This is a genomic window from Polaromonas sp., assembly GCF_018780625.1.
GTDB lineage: Bacteria > Pseudomonadota > Gammaproteobacteria > Burkholderiales > Burkholderiaceae_C > Polaromonas.
This window is the reverse complement of sequence record NZ_JADMJK010000194.1, coordinates 1-13480: the sequence shown is the minus strand read 5'-3', so window position 1 is coordinate 13480 and position 13480 is coordinate 1. Positions and strand designations below refer to the sequence as shown.

The 13480-nt window shown below is 64.9% G+C and carries 10 protein-coding genes and 1 pseudogene; 4 read left to right on the top strand and 7 right to left on the bottom strand.

Annotated features, from left to right (window positions below; genetic code table 11):
• Window positions 1–79: 79 nt before the first annotated feature.
• From IV091_RS14745 to IV091_RS14725, 5 genes are all read right to left on the bottom strand, one after another.
• Window positions 80–1345: a citrate/2-methylcitrate synthase gene (locus IV091_RS14745; RefSeq protein WP_293470013.1), complete on the bottom strand. Its 1266-nt coding sequence runs from the start codon at window positions 1343–1345 to the stop codon at window positions 80–82.
• A 75-nt stretch (window positions 1346–1420) separates the two neighbouring features.
• Window positions 1421–2371 carry a DMT family transporter gene (locus IV091_RS14740; RefSeq protein ID WP_293470012.1) on the bottom strand — a complete coding sequence of 317 codons (951 nt, stop codon included), beginning with the start codon at window positions 2369–2371 and terminating at the stop codon, window positions 1421–1423.
• Between the two features lie 74 nt (window positions 2372–2445).
• The gene (locus IV091_RS14735) at window positions 2446–3438 is read right to left on the bottom strand and encodes an ABC transporter substrate-binding protein (RefSeq protein ID WP_293470011.1); all 993 of its coding nucleotides are present in this window, start codon (window positions 3436–3438) and stop codon (window positions 2446–2448) included.
• A gap of 12 nt (window positions 3439–3450) precedes the next feature.
• Window positions 3451–4428, bottom strand: coding sequence for a tripartite tricarboxylate transporter substrate binding protein (locus IV091_RS14730; protein ID WP_293470010.1), 978 nt, complete (start codon window positions 4426–4428; stop codon window positions 3451–3453).
• A 57-nt stretch (window positions 4429–4485) separates the two neighbouring features.
• Window positions 4486–5832, bottom strand: a complete 1347-nt coding sequence (locus IV091_RS14725) for a Rieske 2Fe-2S domain-containing protein (RefSeq protein WP_293470009.1) — start codon at window positions 5830–5832, stop codon at window positions 4486–4488.
• Window positions 5833–5964: 132 nt separating this feature from the next.
• Between IV091_RS14725 and IV091_RS14720 the strand changes: the two genes are divergently transcribed.
• From IV091_RS14720 to IV091_RS14710, 3 genes are read left to right on the top strand one after another with little or no spacing between them, the layout of a single operon-like run.
• On the top strand, window positions 5965–6954 hold the full coding sequence (locus IV091_RS14720; protein ID WP_293470008.1) for a PDR/VanB family oxidoreductase: 990 nt from the start codon (window positions 5965–5967) through the stop codon (window positions 6952–6954).
• Window positions 6951–8174: a Gfo/Idh/MocA family oxidoreductase gene (locus IV091_RS14715; protein ID WP_293470006.1), complete on the top strand. Its 1224-nt coding sequence runs from the start codon at window positions 6951–6953 to the stop codon at window positions 8172–8174. Before IV091_RS14720 ends, IV091_RS14715 begins: the two co-directional genes overlap by 4 nt.
• Window positions 8171–8692 (top strand): MarR family transcriptional regulator, encoded by a 522-nt coding sequence (locus tag IV091_RS14710; RefSeq protein WP_293470004.1) that lies wholly within the window; start codon window positions 8171–8173, stop codon window positions 8690–8692. Before IV091_RS14715 ends, IV091_RS14710 begins: the two co-directional genes overlap by 4 nt.
• Before the next feature lie 557 nt (window positions 8693–9249).
• On the opposite strand, the gene IV091_RS14705 is transcribed toward IV091_RS14710, so the two are convergent.
• Window positions 9250–10620, bottom strand: coding sequence for a Fic family protein (locus tag IV091_RS14705; RefSeq protein ID WP_293470002.1), 1371 nt, complete (start codon window positions 10618–10620; stop codon window positions 9250–9252).
• 422 nt (window positions 10621–11042) lie between these two features.
• Here IV091_RS14705 and IV091_RS14700 point away from each other — a divergent pair.
• Window positions 11043–11525: pseudogene (locus IV091_RS14700) on the top strand (DEAD/DEAH box helicase); the annotation flags it as partial.
• A 219-nt stretch (window positions 11526–11744) separates the two neighbouring features.
• Here the strand turns inward: IV091_RS14700 and IV091_RS14695 are convergent.
• Entirely contained in the window at window positions 11745–13043 is a 1299-nt protein-coding gene (locus tag IV091_RS14695; RefSeq protein ID WP_293470000.1) for a site-specific integrase, read from the bottom strand.
• Between the last annotated feature and the right edge of the window lie 437 nt (window positions 13044–13480).

The following is a 13480-nucleotide window of genomic DNA, read 5'->3' as shown; positions in this document are numbered from 1 at the left end:
GCCTGCGGTCCGGCAAAGCCGGTCCCGCGGCCCCGGCTTGAATGACGCGTCCTGCATCGATCAAAACGCAGGAACGCGCTCAGTGACCTGCCGGCCTCCCCACAAACTGGGCCCGCGGCCGCAGCAAGGTCCCGCCCGCCCGCTGCTCCTGTACATGTGCCACCCACCCCGCCGTGCGGCCGAGTGCAAACAGCGCGGCCGCCGCCTGGCGCGGCAGACCCAGCGCGCGGCACAGGACGACGACGGCCAGTTCCTGGCGTGGCAGCAGGCCGGCGCTGACGCGGATGTCGCCCAGGAAACCGAAGATGGCGCGGAGTTCCCGGCTGCCGTCGCTGCGGGCACGGGCGATGTCCAGCAGCACGGTGGCGCGCGGGTCGCCCTTGGGGTAGAGCGGGTGGTCGAACCCGGGCACGCGCTGGCCGGCGGCATGAAGCTTGTGGGCGCGCCGGACCAGCACCGACCTGCCCTGCGGACGGCCAAGAAAATCCTCGACGCGGCCGTACATGCGTCCCACGTCGACGCCAGACGTCGCGCACAGGGCCGAGGCCAGGCAGCTATGCAACGTGCCGCCCGTAGACGCGACCACGCGCGCGCTGAGCGTGCCGGGCGGCAACTCGTGATCGGCCATCAGGATGAGGACCGCGCGCAGCGCCTCGCGGTTCCCGTCGGTGGGCGCCATGGCCAGCGACTGCATCAGGCCATCGACCAGGCCCTGGCCCTTGCGCAGCGGCTGGAAGGCCTGGGCGGGACCGACGAAGCCGCAGCAGCCGGCCAGTGTCTGCATGATCTCGCGCGCGGCGGCCAGCGTGTTGCCTTGCTGCAGGCGCTGCGCCACCGGGCCGCGTCGCATGCCCAGCATCAACACGACCATCGCGAAGGCCTCCAGCAAGTTGTCGCCGGCGTCGAGCGCGGCCAGCGTCTGCGTGAGGCCGGCCAGCGCGCGCGCCGGCCGCGGCACCGGCCAGACCGCAGTGCTGGTGGCTGCGGCCGGCAGCGTGCCGGTCCACAGCAGCTCGGCCACGCGCTCGAAGGCCACGCCGCTGCGCACCAGGTCGGACGCCAGCTGGCCGCGGTAGCGCGGGCCCTGCTCCGTGATTTCGGTGATGGACGTGGCGAAGATCGGCTCGCCCCAGTTCATGGCCGACGCTGCCACCGGGCCGTGGCCGGAGCGGGCCAGCTGCCGCCGGCCGACACGGGCCAGGTCTTCGCGCGAATAGAGTTTTTCCTTCAGCCCCTTTTGCGCGACGCTGCGTATCCAGCCGCGGCTGACGTAGGCGTACAAGGTCTGCGGCCGTACCTTGAGCAGGGCCAACGCCTCGGCGGCGGTGGCGTAGTCGGTCAGCATCTTGTCACCGGAATCATGGACGCCTCAGTTGGAAGGAAGGCGCTGCGGCATGACGGACGGCGCCCTTGAGCGCCGTCAACGCAGCACGACCAGCACGACGCCCGCCATGGCCATCCCACTGCCGGCCAGCATGACGGTGGTGAAGTCATCATGCGCTTTAAACAGCCAGCGGCTGAGGGGGAAAACCAGCAGCGGCATGAGCTGCGTGATCAGCGTGGCAATGGACATCGGGATGTAACGCATCGCGGCAATGGTGAGGATCTGCGCGGAGATGGTGCACACGCCCATCAGGCCGAAGAGCCACAGTCCACCGCGGTCGGCCGTGCGCAGGCCGGCCATCACGCTGCCTTTGTCACGGTTGAAGACCAGGTGCAGCAACAGCCCGAAGCCCGCGCCGACCAGGGCGCCGAGCACCGGCTCGTTCCAGCTGCGAATCGCCGCGCCGCGCAGCAAGTTGCCGATGGCATAGGCCAGCGAGCCGCCCAGACCGAGCAGGATCACCGAGGCCAGCGCCGTCTGGATAAAGCCGGCGCTGCGCTTTTGCACCGCAGCCGTCGGCGCCGCTCCGCCCGCCCTGGAGAACGCACCGGGTTTGCTACCGACCAGCATCAGGCCGCCCACCGTCATCGCCATGCCGATGCAGGCCGACAGGCTGAGTTTTTCACCCAGCAAGGCCCAGGCCATGAGCGCCGTGAACAAGGGACTGCTGACCTGGAAGATGCTGGCCTTGGCTGGCCCGAAGCGCACCACGGATTCATAGAAGAACCAGCGCCCGAGGTAGGTCGAGAACACGCCGGCCAGCGCGAACAGCATGAAGGCCTGCCCGTCCCACGCGATGGGCTGCGGGGCCAGCGCGCGCTGCACTGCCAGCGCCAGCGCCGAAAACGCGACGTTGGTGCCGGTGGCCACCAGGAATCCAATCCCCAGGCTGACGCGGCTGGCCGCCGCACGCGTGACCAGGGTGCCGACGGTAAACAACAGCAGCGCACCGCCAGCCAGCAAGTAACCGGTCAAAGTGGGTGACATCGTGGCGCCTGTGAGGAGGTGGGAAAACCGCAGCGTCCGGCTCAGGAGCAGCTGCAGCAGATGGATTCACATCTTCAGATCTTGAAGGCCTCCAGCGATTCCGGTGCGAAGAGTTCCTCAGGTGTCAGCAGGCGTTTGGACAGGCCCTGTTCGTGGTGGTAACGCAGGAAAGTCTCCAGCGTGGCCTTGTTCTTCTCGAAGCCGTAGGGCCAGAAGTCCTCGCCCATCTCGCGCTTGACCTGCTCGACGTGCGAGGTCAGCCAGGGCAGCATGACCTTGAGCGCGGCGGTTTCGTACAGGTCTTCGTAGGTGCGGCGCTGCGATTCCTCAAGCGCCTTCATCAGCGAGCGCGCGACCCAGCGATGGGCCTCGTACACGTCGCGGCGGATGGCCACGGTGTGCATGATCGGGAAAAGGCCGGTCTCCTTGAAGTAGTTGCGCTCGACCTGCTCATAGTCTTCGAACAGGCGCTTGACCTTGCCGCCACCCTTGAGAAAGGACGAAGGCATGCGCGCGGTGTAGAGCGCGTCTATCTCGCCGTCGAGCAGCATCTGCGCCAGCGTCTGGTCGGGCCCGATGCTTTTGACCTTGATGTTGGGCGGAAGGTCCAGCCTGATTTTTTCGGAGCGGCCGGGCTCTTCCTCGCCGCCGGTGAAGTAAGTCACGCTGTCTACAGGCACGCCGTAGTGGTCCGACAGGATGCCGCGTATCCACACTGGCGCCGTCATCTGGTATTCGGGGTTGCCGACGCGTTTGCCGATCAGGTCTTTGGCTTCACGGATACCCGAGTTGGCGTTGACGTAAATGCACGAGTGGCGAAAAAAACGCGAGGGAAACACGGGGATGGCGACGAAGGGCCGCTCGGGTTTGCCGGCCGACACCGAGTACGAGGACAGCGACATCTCGGCCACGTCGAACTCCTTGTGCCGCAGCATGCGAAAGAAGGTTTCCTCGACCGGCATGTTGAGGTAGTTCAGGTCGATGCCGTCCGGCTGGACGCTTCCGTCCATCAGGGCACGCGTGCGGTCGTAGTTCCAGCAGCCGAAGGTCAGGTTCAGTTTGGACATGAGTGCTTTTTTTTATTCCGTTTTGATGCCAGCCGCAGCGATGGCCGTGGTGAGGCGTTCATTTTCAGCCAGCACGGCTTTGTTGTAGTCGGCAGGGCCGGTGCCGATCGGCTCGACGCCAGCCTTGTTCAGTGTCTGCACCAGCTCGGGCATGCGCGAGACCGCAGCGATCTCGGTGCTGATGCGGGTGATGGCCTCTGCGGGCGTGCCGGTGGCGGCCAGCACGCCGACGATGGGCGCGAAGTCGAAGCCGGGAATGATCTCGGCAATGGCCGGCACGTTGGGCTCCAGCGCCGAGCGCTGGGCCGCGTTCGAGGCGATCAGCTTGACCTGGCCCGCAGTGACGAAACCTGCCAGTGAGGGCAGCGCCGAGAACAGCACATCGACCTGGCCGCCGACCAGCGCCGGCACCGACTGACCGGATCCCCTGAAGGGCACGTGCGTGAACTGCAGGCCGAGTGCGACCTTCATCGCTTCCATGGTCAGGTGGTGGGTGCTGCCAACGCCGGACGAGCCGTAGTTCAGCGTACCCGGCTTGGCCTTGGCCAGCGCGATGAATTCCTGCAACGTCCTGGCCGGCACGCTGGAATTGACGGCCAGGTACAGCGGCGCGCGCGCGGCCAGTGCCACCGGCATGAAGTCCCGCTTGTAGTCGTAGCCCAGGTTCTTGTAGATGGCCGGGTTGATGGAGAACATTGAACCGTCGGTGACGAGGAAGGTGTAGCCGTCCTTGGGTGCGGTGGCCAGCGCCTGCGCCGCCACGACACCGTTGGCGCCGGGACGGTTCTCGACGACCACCGACTGGCCGAGCTTTTCGCCCAGGCGCTGCGCATAAACGCGGGCGACGGTGTCGGGCAGACCACCGGCCGAGTAAGGCACGATGAAGCGGATGGACCGGTTGGGGTAGGCCGCCTGGGCCTGCGACAGGGCAGGGATAAGCCCGCAAGCCAGCAGCAAGGCAGCCTGCAGCAGATGACGACGTGGTTTCATGGTGGGTCTCCGATGTTGTAGATGGGAACGGTGCGGGGCGGGAAAACGGGAAGCAGGTCAGGCGCGCTGGGACTTCGTGGCGCCGGCCGCCGGGACGGGCGCGCTATAGGACGGCTCAAGCGCTGGCTCCTTCGCGGTCCACACGTGGTGGGCCGCATAGGCGCGCCAATCGGTGGTCTTGGGCACGATGGCCTGGAAGGCGCAGACGGTGTCCGGAATGCGGCTGTCGCCGGTGCCGATGGCCTGGCCGCCGGCCTGGAAGTCGCGCACGGCGTCCAGCATCAGCTTGCGGAACTCGACCACCGCCTGGTCGCTGGCGCCCAGGCGTTCATGGGTGCGGTCGGCGATCGGGCCCATGGTCACCCACATGGCGATGTCCTGGTTGGGAAAGCCGGTGATGCCGGTGAAGTTGCCAGCCTTCATCGCGGCGCGGTCCTGCCAGTAGTGGTTGGCGCGGTTGCGCAGCGGCACGTACTTCTCGTCAAGGTCGGTGCCGACCTGCTGGCCGAGGAACTTGCGCCAAGTGTCGGTGTCCGGCGTCTGCGATTCGTGGCCCCAGGCGATGAAATAGAAGGCCGTGTGGGTGTCGTCCATTGGCACGTTGATATTGGCGACGTTGTAAAGGTTGTTCGGCGGGATCAGCGCGGTGGCGGGGGCGACGAACACGGTGGAACGCACATAGTCGTTGGCTGCGGCCTGCATGATCGGGCGGCGGATGGCGGCGTAGCGAAAGCCGTAACTGCCGCGCTCGACCTGCATGCGCGGCGCCTTGTCGGTGGACGGTCGCAGCCAGGTGGTGTCGGTGGCTTCGGCGCTGCTGACGCGGGCCGGCACCATGTCGGAAGAGTGCAGGCTGGAGCTGTGCGCCGAGTCGATGGCGCCTTCGAGGATCTGCGCCCAGTTGCAGGGAATGATGGCCTTGGCAATGGTCACGCGCGTATCAGCCGTGGGCGCCCAGGCTGGCGGCTGGAACGCGGGCCTGGTCTCGGGCGGGCCCATGTAGGCCCAGACGAAACCGCCCCACTCCTGCACCGGGTAGGCCAGGTGCTTGACCTTGCTGGCCATGCCGCTGGCAGCGGGCTCGGAGACCATCTCCAGCACGTTGCCTTCGACGTCCATCTTCCAGCCGTGGTAGAGGCACCGCAGGCCGCAGTCCTCGTTGCGGCCGAAGACCAGCGAGACGCGGCGGTGCGGGCAGTATTCGTCCATCACCCCGACGCGGCCCCTGGTGTCGCGAAACACCACCAGGTCTTCGCCGAACACCTGCGCCTTGACGGGCGTGCCGTCGGGCTCGCTGACTTCTTCGATCAGGCAGACGGGGGTCCAGTGGCGGCGCATCAGCTGGCCCATGGGCGCATCGCGCTCGACACGGCAAAGCAGTTCATTTTCTTCGTGGGTCAACATGGTCTAACTCTTTCAGTTCGGCGCGTGGGCACCGCGACAAACACCCTTGCAAAACTTCGCAAGCAGCATTATTCTTAGCCGCCTAAGATTAGCCACGTTGAAAAATTTGTCAAGAATATTGAGGAGACAAACATGAGCGTTAACCCTGATGCGGGTCGTGCTACCCCGGACGATGAGCCCGGCTTCATGTCGCTCACGGTGGCCAGGAAAGCGCGCGTAGCCAATGGCATCACGCTGTTTGAATTGCGCCGTGCGGACGGCCCGCCGCTGCCGCCCTTCACCGCAGGTTCGCACCTCACGGTGCAGGTGCCCAACGGCACGCGGCGCAACTATTCGCTGTGCAGCGACCCGGCCGACACCAGCCATTACCAGATCGCCGTCAAGCGCGACGAGCGCGGCCGCGGCGGCTCGGTCAGCATGAGCGACGACGTGCAGGCCGGGCAGCTGCTGCTGGTGAGCAGCCCGCGCAACAACTTCGCGCTGGCCGAGCGTGCGGGCAGCTTTCTCTTCATCGCAGGCGGCATCGGCATCACGCCCATCCTGTCGATGATGCGGCACCTCAAGCGCGGCGGCGACCGGCCTTTCCAGCTCTACTACTGCACGCGCGACGCGGACAGCACCGCCTTCATCCCCGAGCTGACGGCCGAGTTCGGCGACGCCGTCACCGTGCACCACGACAACGGCGACATCGACCAGGCGCTGGACCTGTGGCCGGTGCTGGAAAAGCCGAGCGGCGCGCACGTTTACTGCTGCGGACCCAGGGGCCTGATGGAAAGCGTGGAAGACATGTCGGGCCACTGGCCGTCGGGCACGGTGCACTTCGAGAGTTTCGGCGTCGACGCCAAGGCCTTTGCAGAGAACCAGCCCTTCCGTGTGAAGCTCGAAAAAACGCAGCAGACGCTGGACGTGCCGGCCGACCAGAGCATCCTGGAAACCTTGCGCGCCTATGGTCTGCGTGTGCCCAGCTCATGCGAGAGCGGCACCTGCGGGTCGTGCAAGACGCGGCTGCTGGCCGGCGAGGCCGAGCACCGCGACATGGTCCTCAGCGACGAGGAAAAGAACGACCACATCATGGTCTGCGTGTCGCGCGCGAAATCACCCGAACTGGTGCTGGACCTGTGAGCGCGCGCGTTCTCAACATCGGCGTGGTCGGCCTCGGCCGCGCCTTCACGCTGATGCTGCCGACCTTCGCCGGGGATGCGCGCGTGAAGCTGGTGGCGGCCACCGACCCCATCGCGGCAGCCTGCCGCCAGTTCGAAAAAGACTTCGGCACGCCGGCGCATGACTCGGTCGAAGCACTGTGCGCCGACCCGCGCGTGGACGCGGTGTACATCGCGTCGCCGCACCAGTTCCACGCGGCGCATGTGGCCACCGCAGCCGCGCACGGCAAGCATGTGCTGGTTGAAAAACCGATGGCGCTGACGCTGGCCGACTGCACGGCGATGATAGAGGCCACACGCCGCGCCAGCGTGCACCTGATCGTCGGCCACAGCCACAGCTTCAACACGCCGGTGCAACGCACGCGCGCGCTGATCGACAGCGGCGACTACGGCGCGGTGAAGATGATCCATGCGCTGAACTTCACAGACTTCCTGTTCCGGCCAAGGCGTCCGGAAGAGCTGGACACCTCGGCCGGCGGCGGCGTGATCCACAGCCAGGCGACGCACCAGATCGACATCGTGCGGCTGCTGGGCGGCGGGCTGGTCACCAGCGTGCGTGCCCACACCGGCGCCTGGGATGCGTCGCGGCCAACCGAAGGCGCGTACAGCGCGCTGCTGGGTTTTAAAGGCGGCGCGTTCGCCTCGGCCACCTACAGCGGCTACGGCCATTTCGATTCCGACACCTTGCTGGGCGACATCGGCGAGATGGGCCAGAACAAGAATCCGGCCGACCACGGCGCGGCGCGGCGGCGGCTGGCCCAGGCGCACAGCGCTGACGACGAAAGCGCGATGAAGGCCGCGCGCAATTACGGCGGCAACCAGTACGTGCCCGCGGTCGCCGCGCCCGGCACACTGGCACACCAGCACTTCGGCCACCTCATCGTCAGCTGCGAAAAAGCCGATCTGCTACCGGGGCCGACCGGCATCGCCATCTACACCGGGGGCCAAAAAATCTTCGAGCCGCTGGCACCGCCGGCCGTGCCGCGGCAGGAGGTCATCGACGAGCTGTACGCGGCCGCCATCGAAGGCCGGCCCCCGCGCCACAGCGGTGAATGGGCGCGCGCCACGACCGCAGTCTGCCTGGCCCTGCTGGATTCGGCGCGTACCGGCCATGAATGCCGTCCCGCGCACCAGACCGCCTACGGAACGGTCAGCAGGACGGGTTACGCTAACGGGTCATGAGCCTCGACACCCAAAACATCATTCATCACTGGCGCGAAGCGGTCCCCAACGACCGTCTGGCACACCTTGTGCGCGATGCATCGCGCGCCTTCCACAAAGCCCTGCAGGTGCGCCTGGCGCGCCACGGCGTGCCTTTCGGCCACTGGACCTTCCTGCGCATCCTGTGGGAGGCCGACGGCCTCACGCAAAAAGAGCTGAGCGCGCGCGCCGGCGTGATGGAGCCGACCACCTTCACCGCCATCAAGGCGATGGAAGCACTCGGCTACATCGAACGCCGGCAACTGCCGACCAACAAGAAGAACATGTACGTGCACCTGACGAAGCAAGGCCGTGCACTGAAGAAAAAGCTGGTGCCGCTGGCCGAGGAAACCAACCACGTCAGCATCGAAGGCCTGGCGGCCGCGGAAATTGCGGTGACCCGCAAGGTGCTGCTGGCGATGATCGAGAACCTCGCCCGGGACGAACTGCTGCAAAGCGAGCCGCCCAGGGCCCCCAGCGCGCGGGCCAAGGCGGCCTAGACCGGCCGGCGCGTTTTCAGCGATGTGCCGCTTCTGGGATGACCACTCTGGCGCATCAATCTACGCCGCCAGCGATGGCTAATCGGTGCGTTTGGTCCGCGCACCTTGAGATGGGCACTCCTGATCAATTTCAGTTCGGCGCCAACCAGTAGATTGCAAGGTGCGTCAGCGTGGCGGGATGCCGTGATGGGTGTCTTCGGCATCCTTTGGCGCGTCGTCAGCACGGGCCGTGCTTTCTGGATTGACCAACTCGCCGGCAACAGCCCCCATCGTGCCGCCTACCACTACACCGACCGGCCCTGCAACGGCTGCACCTGCAGCCATACCTGCCACTACGCCACCCCCAATCGGGCCCTGAGCTGTCGGCCGTCAGACTGCCTCGAACAGCCCCAGGTGACACTTCGACCCAGTCAACGGCTGGGGCTTTTCTTTGTCCAAGGTGAAATCGTTTCTGGCAGGCGGTTTGCCGGCAAAGCAGTCGCCCTGGGTACCGCAGGGGGCAGAGGCGTAATCGGCAGCAAGGACGACCCGCCACGGGTTGCAAGTTTCCTGGCAGGTTACCTGAGCCGCCCGGCGTCAATCCATCTCTGCGTCATGCCTCGCGCGAGGTTGTAACGGGCGCAGTTGTATTGCTCCAGGTGGTCGAGTTCGGTGTTCGCGATGACGCGCAACGCCGCCAGGTCAGCGGCGGCTACGGGCACCTCCGAAAATGCGTCTTCCAGCGTTCGGCCGTAGAGGACGACGAACTGCATGAGCTCATTGAGGGCCTGTCGGTACCGGGCCCGAAGCGGGTCGGGCACGGCCAGGGAGGCTCGCAGCACGCTGTACTTCTGAATCGAGCGACGGTAGATGAATTCAAACAGCTCGACTGCCGCGGCGACGTTGCGCTGTTCGTAGACGCCGAGCATGGCGGTCGCATAGTCCGTGCGCTCCACGTCCAGGAAGGACAAGGGTGCGCAGTTGTACAGCAGGAGCGGCATGTTGGCGCTCAGACGACTCGTGCGCTTGTTGCCATCCGCAAAGGGCTGCAGGTAGGCCAGGTTGACCCAAAGGAAGAATGCGGCCTCCACCGGGTTTCGGATGTGGCGAACCTTGTCGATGATGGACTTCAGCGTTTCTTCCAGGAGCGTGGGGATGTTGCTGGGGGAGTAGACAGAGCCGTCGATGTTCACCACGCGCCGGCGGATGCTGCCGATGTCCCGCGAGTCCTTCAAGAGGTCCTTCATCAACTTAGCCTGCAGGTCAACGATGACGGGCACCGTGATTCCCTCTGTCGGCACAGCGTCGACCATGAACTCGATGGCATTCTTGTGGTTGAACAGCATCAGGGTGTCTTCGTCGAGGGGCCCTGCTTGCTCCCCGAGCTCGAAGAGTTCCCTGGTGTCGAGCAAACTTTTGTTGTTGCCCTCCAGGCGAGATGACGACCAGGACAGGTCGATGAGCAGCTGCTCCAGAACCTCGCGGGCATAGGTTCCCGCGGGTTGCTGGTCCCGGCTACGGGCGGCGTTGAACAAGTCCGTGGCCAGCTGCGTTGGAAGCAAGCTGGACTGGTTCGGGATGTAGTTGTCCACAAAACTGCTTTCATAGCCTACCGGGGTGCGAGTTCCCAGAGGCGCGCGAAGCGTTTCGACCAATGGCAGTGCAGCCGGCGACCACTGCAGCATGCCAGGCCCCGCTGGCGTGGGTGCGGCTGAAGGCAGGGCCCCCAGTGCGGCCTTGGCCGCATCTGTGGCCATGTAGCGGGTGGACCGGCCGTCCCCCAGCTTTTCCAGAAAGCCAGAGGCCAGGAGGTCTCGCAAGGCCCGGTTGATGGTGGGCCGGGAAGCCTGGAGGGCTTGCTCCAGTGCACCAGGCTGTACGGGTTCCCCGGCAGCAAGGAGCAGGCGCAGCAACGCATCGTGACGGGGTGACAGCGCAGGGGTGGTCATGGAAGTAGAGAATCCTTGTCAATCTTGTATTTTGAGGAGATTAGGGCTTGAATCTCGTCATGCTGACAAGAATATAGTTTAATCCTATCACTTTGACAAGTTTATGACAAGATTGACGATAAGATTAAGGGAGTGATGACAAGAAAGATTCAGGGGGCCTTCGGGCTTTGCAACTCAGAGAGACCGAAGACGCCCAATAGAGGCGCCGACAGCCACCGGCCGGGTTTCTCCGCCATTGGCCCAAAAACGCCTCCTTTCGCCCACTCTGGCCAGAACAAGAAAGTAGTAGGGAATCGTCCCTGCCGCAATCAGGAAAAAATCATGAGTGAAATCAATCAAATGCGCTCCACCGGCTGGCTGGCCCAGCGGCTGAGCCTATCAGTCACCACCATCGAGCGGCTTCGAGCCCAAGGCTCTCCCTGCTCGACGAGGAGGTGGACGAGCTGGCCGAGGACGAGGAAGAAAACACTCAGGCGCAGCTCAAGAGCCGCTGGGCAGCGCTTGAAAAGGTGGTGGGCGCCACGCCGCGGGTGGCGAGTGTGGCCGCCGACCTGGTGACGCACTTCGAGGCACGCAACCAGGCCCAGGACGGCAAGGCCATGGTGGTGGCCATGAGCCGGGACATCTGTGTGCACCTGTACAACGAAATCGTCAAGCAGCGCCCAGACTGGCACGACCCCGACCCGGAAAAAGGGGCCATCAAAATCATCATGACCGGCAGCGCCTCCGACAAGGCCCTGCTGCGCCCCCACATCTACAGCGGCCAAGTGAAGAAGCGGCTGGAAAAGCGCTTCAAGGACCCGGCCGACCCGCTGCGTCTGGTCATCGTGCGGGACATGTGGCTGACCGGGTTCGACGCGCCCTGCGTACACACCATGTACGTGGACAAGCCGATGAAGGGCCACAAGCCTTGGGGAAATGCATGGCGTGTCGCGACAGCAAACCGATACGTCATCCGTGCAAAAGGCCATGCCAGGAACCCCCGAGTCCAGAGCTCCTCAATGCCCTCCATGTCCTGCATGTCCTGCAGTACCACCGGTCAAGGACCGCTGCACTTGTGTGTGGGCAGGGTGCAAGCGCCAACCAGCGCCGGGCCACCCCCGTCAGGTGGCCCGGCGCGGCCATCAGGCAACCAGGCTCAGGGAAGGCCCCTCTCTTGAGGGCCCTGGTGCAGGCGGCGGGACCAGCGTCAGCAGCGGAATCTGTACGGGTCCGGGAGGCGTGGACTTCCCGGTATTTAGACCGGCAACGGCGGCTTGGGCTGCGAGTTGCGCCATGGCCTGCATCTGCTCCAGGGTAAACATCGGCGGCGATGCGGGCTCGTTTTCGACCGGCGTTGGCACAGCGCTTTTCGGCGGCTCCACCTCAGCGACAGTAGCGACCGGTGTGGCCTCTTGCGGCGCGTGCAGAACGTTCACCACATCATCGGCACCGACCTGCATGTAGCGGGCAGCCATCTTGTCTGTTTTATGTCCCGTTAGCGCTTTCACCAAAAACAGATTCCCCGTTTTCAGCGCCAGGCGAGTCGCTGCAGTCCTCCTTATATCCTGGAGGTGCAGATTTTTTATACCCGCTCGTTCACAAGCGCGCTCCATGCCTTTCTTCAGCGCGTCGTAGGTGATTTTTACGATAGGCTCGTTCGGCTCACCCGGACCCAGGTTGCGCAGCACCTCAATAGCCACCGGTGACAGGGGCACATCCCTTTTCCCGGCCTTGGCATCGCTCAGACAAAGCACCCGGCGCTCCCAGTTGACGTCCCTCCAGCAGGCGTGCTCCAGCGGCTCGGACGCGCGCATTGCGGTTTCACGCAGCAGCGTCAGCACCGGTGCGACCAGCAAGTTGCGGCAGTCCAGGAGCGCAGCGTCCAGCAGGCTCTGCTCGGCGTGGCTCATCGTACGTTTGCGCTCGTTTTCTACCACGGGCATCTCCAGCTGGGTCGCGGGATTGTCTATGAGTGAAGCCCAGGCCCACTTCGAGAACGCGTAGTTAAAGAGCCCCCGCCACATGGCTTGCTCGAGTTTCATGGTCGCTGGCGCCACGCCTTCGTCGCGCATGGCGTCCATGTAGCGTTGCATGTCAGCCCGTCCGATGGCGCCCATTGCCCGGCCGGCCAGCACAGCGCGGTGTCTGCGGGAGTCGGCTGTTTTCGTCAGCTGCACCTTGCGATGGGCATGCAGGCCGTTGGCGATGACACGCTCGGACTTGTAAGGCTCCAAGGTGACCTTGAAGTAAACCGTCAACGGCTTTTTTTCTTTCGACGAAGCTTTGGCCCCGCTGGACGCCGGGGCCGCGGTAACACCGGATGCGGGCAAGACGGTCTTCAGGGGCGTGACCAGCAGTGTGCTTAGGCGCGCCGCCCGCAGGTAGTTGTTGATACGCACGGCCTCCTGCACCGCGCCTTTTTTGAAACGCAGCCGCTGCATGGCATAGTCCTGCATGGCCTGGGCGGCGGTGGTCAGGTCCGGGCCGCGGCCTTGGGGGGCACCATGGTCATCGATGGCATCACGTCGCTGGCGCGCCGCCTTTTTGACCGCTGCCCCGGTGGGGTGGCCGCTTAGGTAGATGTCGTTGCCTTTGTAGCGCGAGCGGATAGCGTATCCCGCGCCCTCTCGATAAGGCTGTGCTTCGGAACGGGCCTTACCTTTACTCTTGGGTTTGGCTGGGGATACGACGACAGACGGAAGGGCCGCCGAGACCGCGGCGATGGCGCAGTTTGCGCTGGTAGATGACCTCATGAACAACTCCTAAGTAGTGGAGTTGCGTGTAGTCAGCCATGTTCTTTACGCCCCAAGACGGCAATTTAAGGGTAAGCGGGTGGCAAAGTCATCTTGAACAAGGAGCCTGTCCGCCCGACGATGGT

Excerpts from the sequence above, each read along its gene's own strand:
- IV091_RS14745 (WP_293470013.1), bottom strand. The coding sequence starts at position 1,345 with ATGCTGACCGACTACGCCACCGCCGCCGAGGCGTTGGCCCTGCTCAAG.
- IV091_RS14740 (WP_293470012.1), bottom strand. The coding sequence starts at position 2,371 with ATGTCACCCACTTTGACCGGTTACTTGCTGGCTGGCGGTGCGCTGCTG.
- IV091_RS14735 (WP_293470011.1), bottom strand. The coding sequence starts at position 3,438 with ATGTCCAAACTGAACCTGACCTTCGGCTGCTGGAACTACGACCGCACG.
- IV091_RS14730 (WP_293470010.1), bottom strand. The coding sequence starts at position 4,428 with ATGAAACCACGTCGTCATCTGCTGCAGGCTGCCTTGCTGCTGGCTTGC.
- IV091_RS14725 (WP_293470009.1), bottom strand. The coding sequence starts at position 5,832 with ATGTTGACCCACGAAGAAAATGAACTGCTTTGCCGTGTCGAGCGCGAT.
- IV091_RS14720 (WP_293470008.1), top strand. The coding sequence starts at position 5,965 with ATGAGCGTTAACCCTGATGCGGGTCGTGCTACCCCGGACGATGAGCCC.
- IV091_RS14710 (WP_293470004.1), top strand. The coding sequence starts at position 8,171 with ATGAGCCTCGACACCCAAAACATCATTCATCACTGGCGCGAAGCGGTC.
- IV091_RS14705 (WP_293470002.1), bottom strand. The coding sequence starts at position 10,620 with ATGACCACCCCTGCGCTGTCACCCCGTCACGATGCGTTGCTGCGCCTG.
- IV091_RS14695 (WP_293470000.1), bottom strand. The coding sequence starts at position 13,043 with ATGCAGCGGCTGCGTTTCAAAAAAGGCGCGGTGCAGGAGGCCGTGCGT.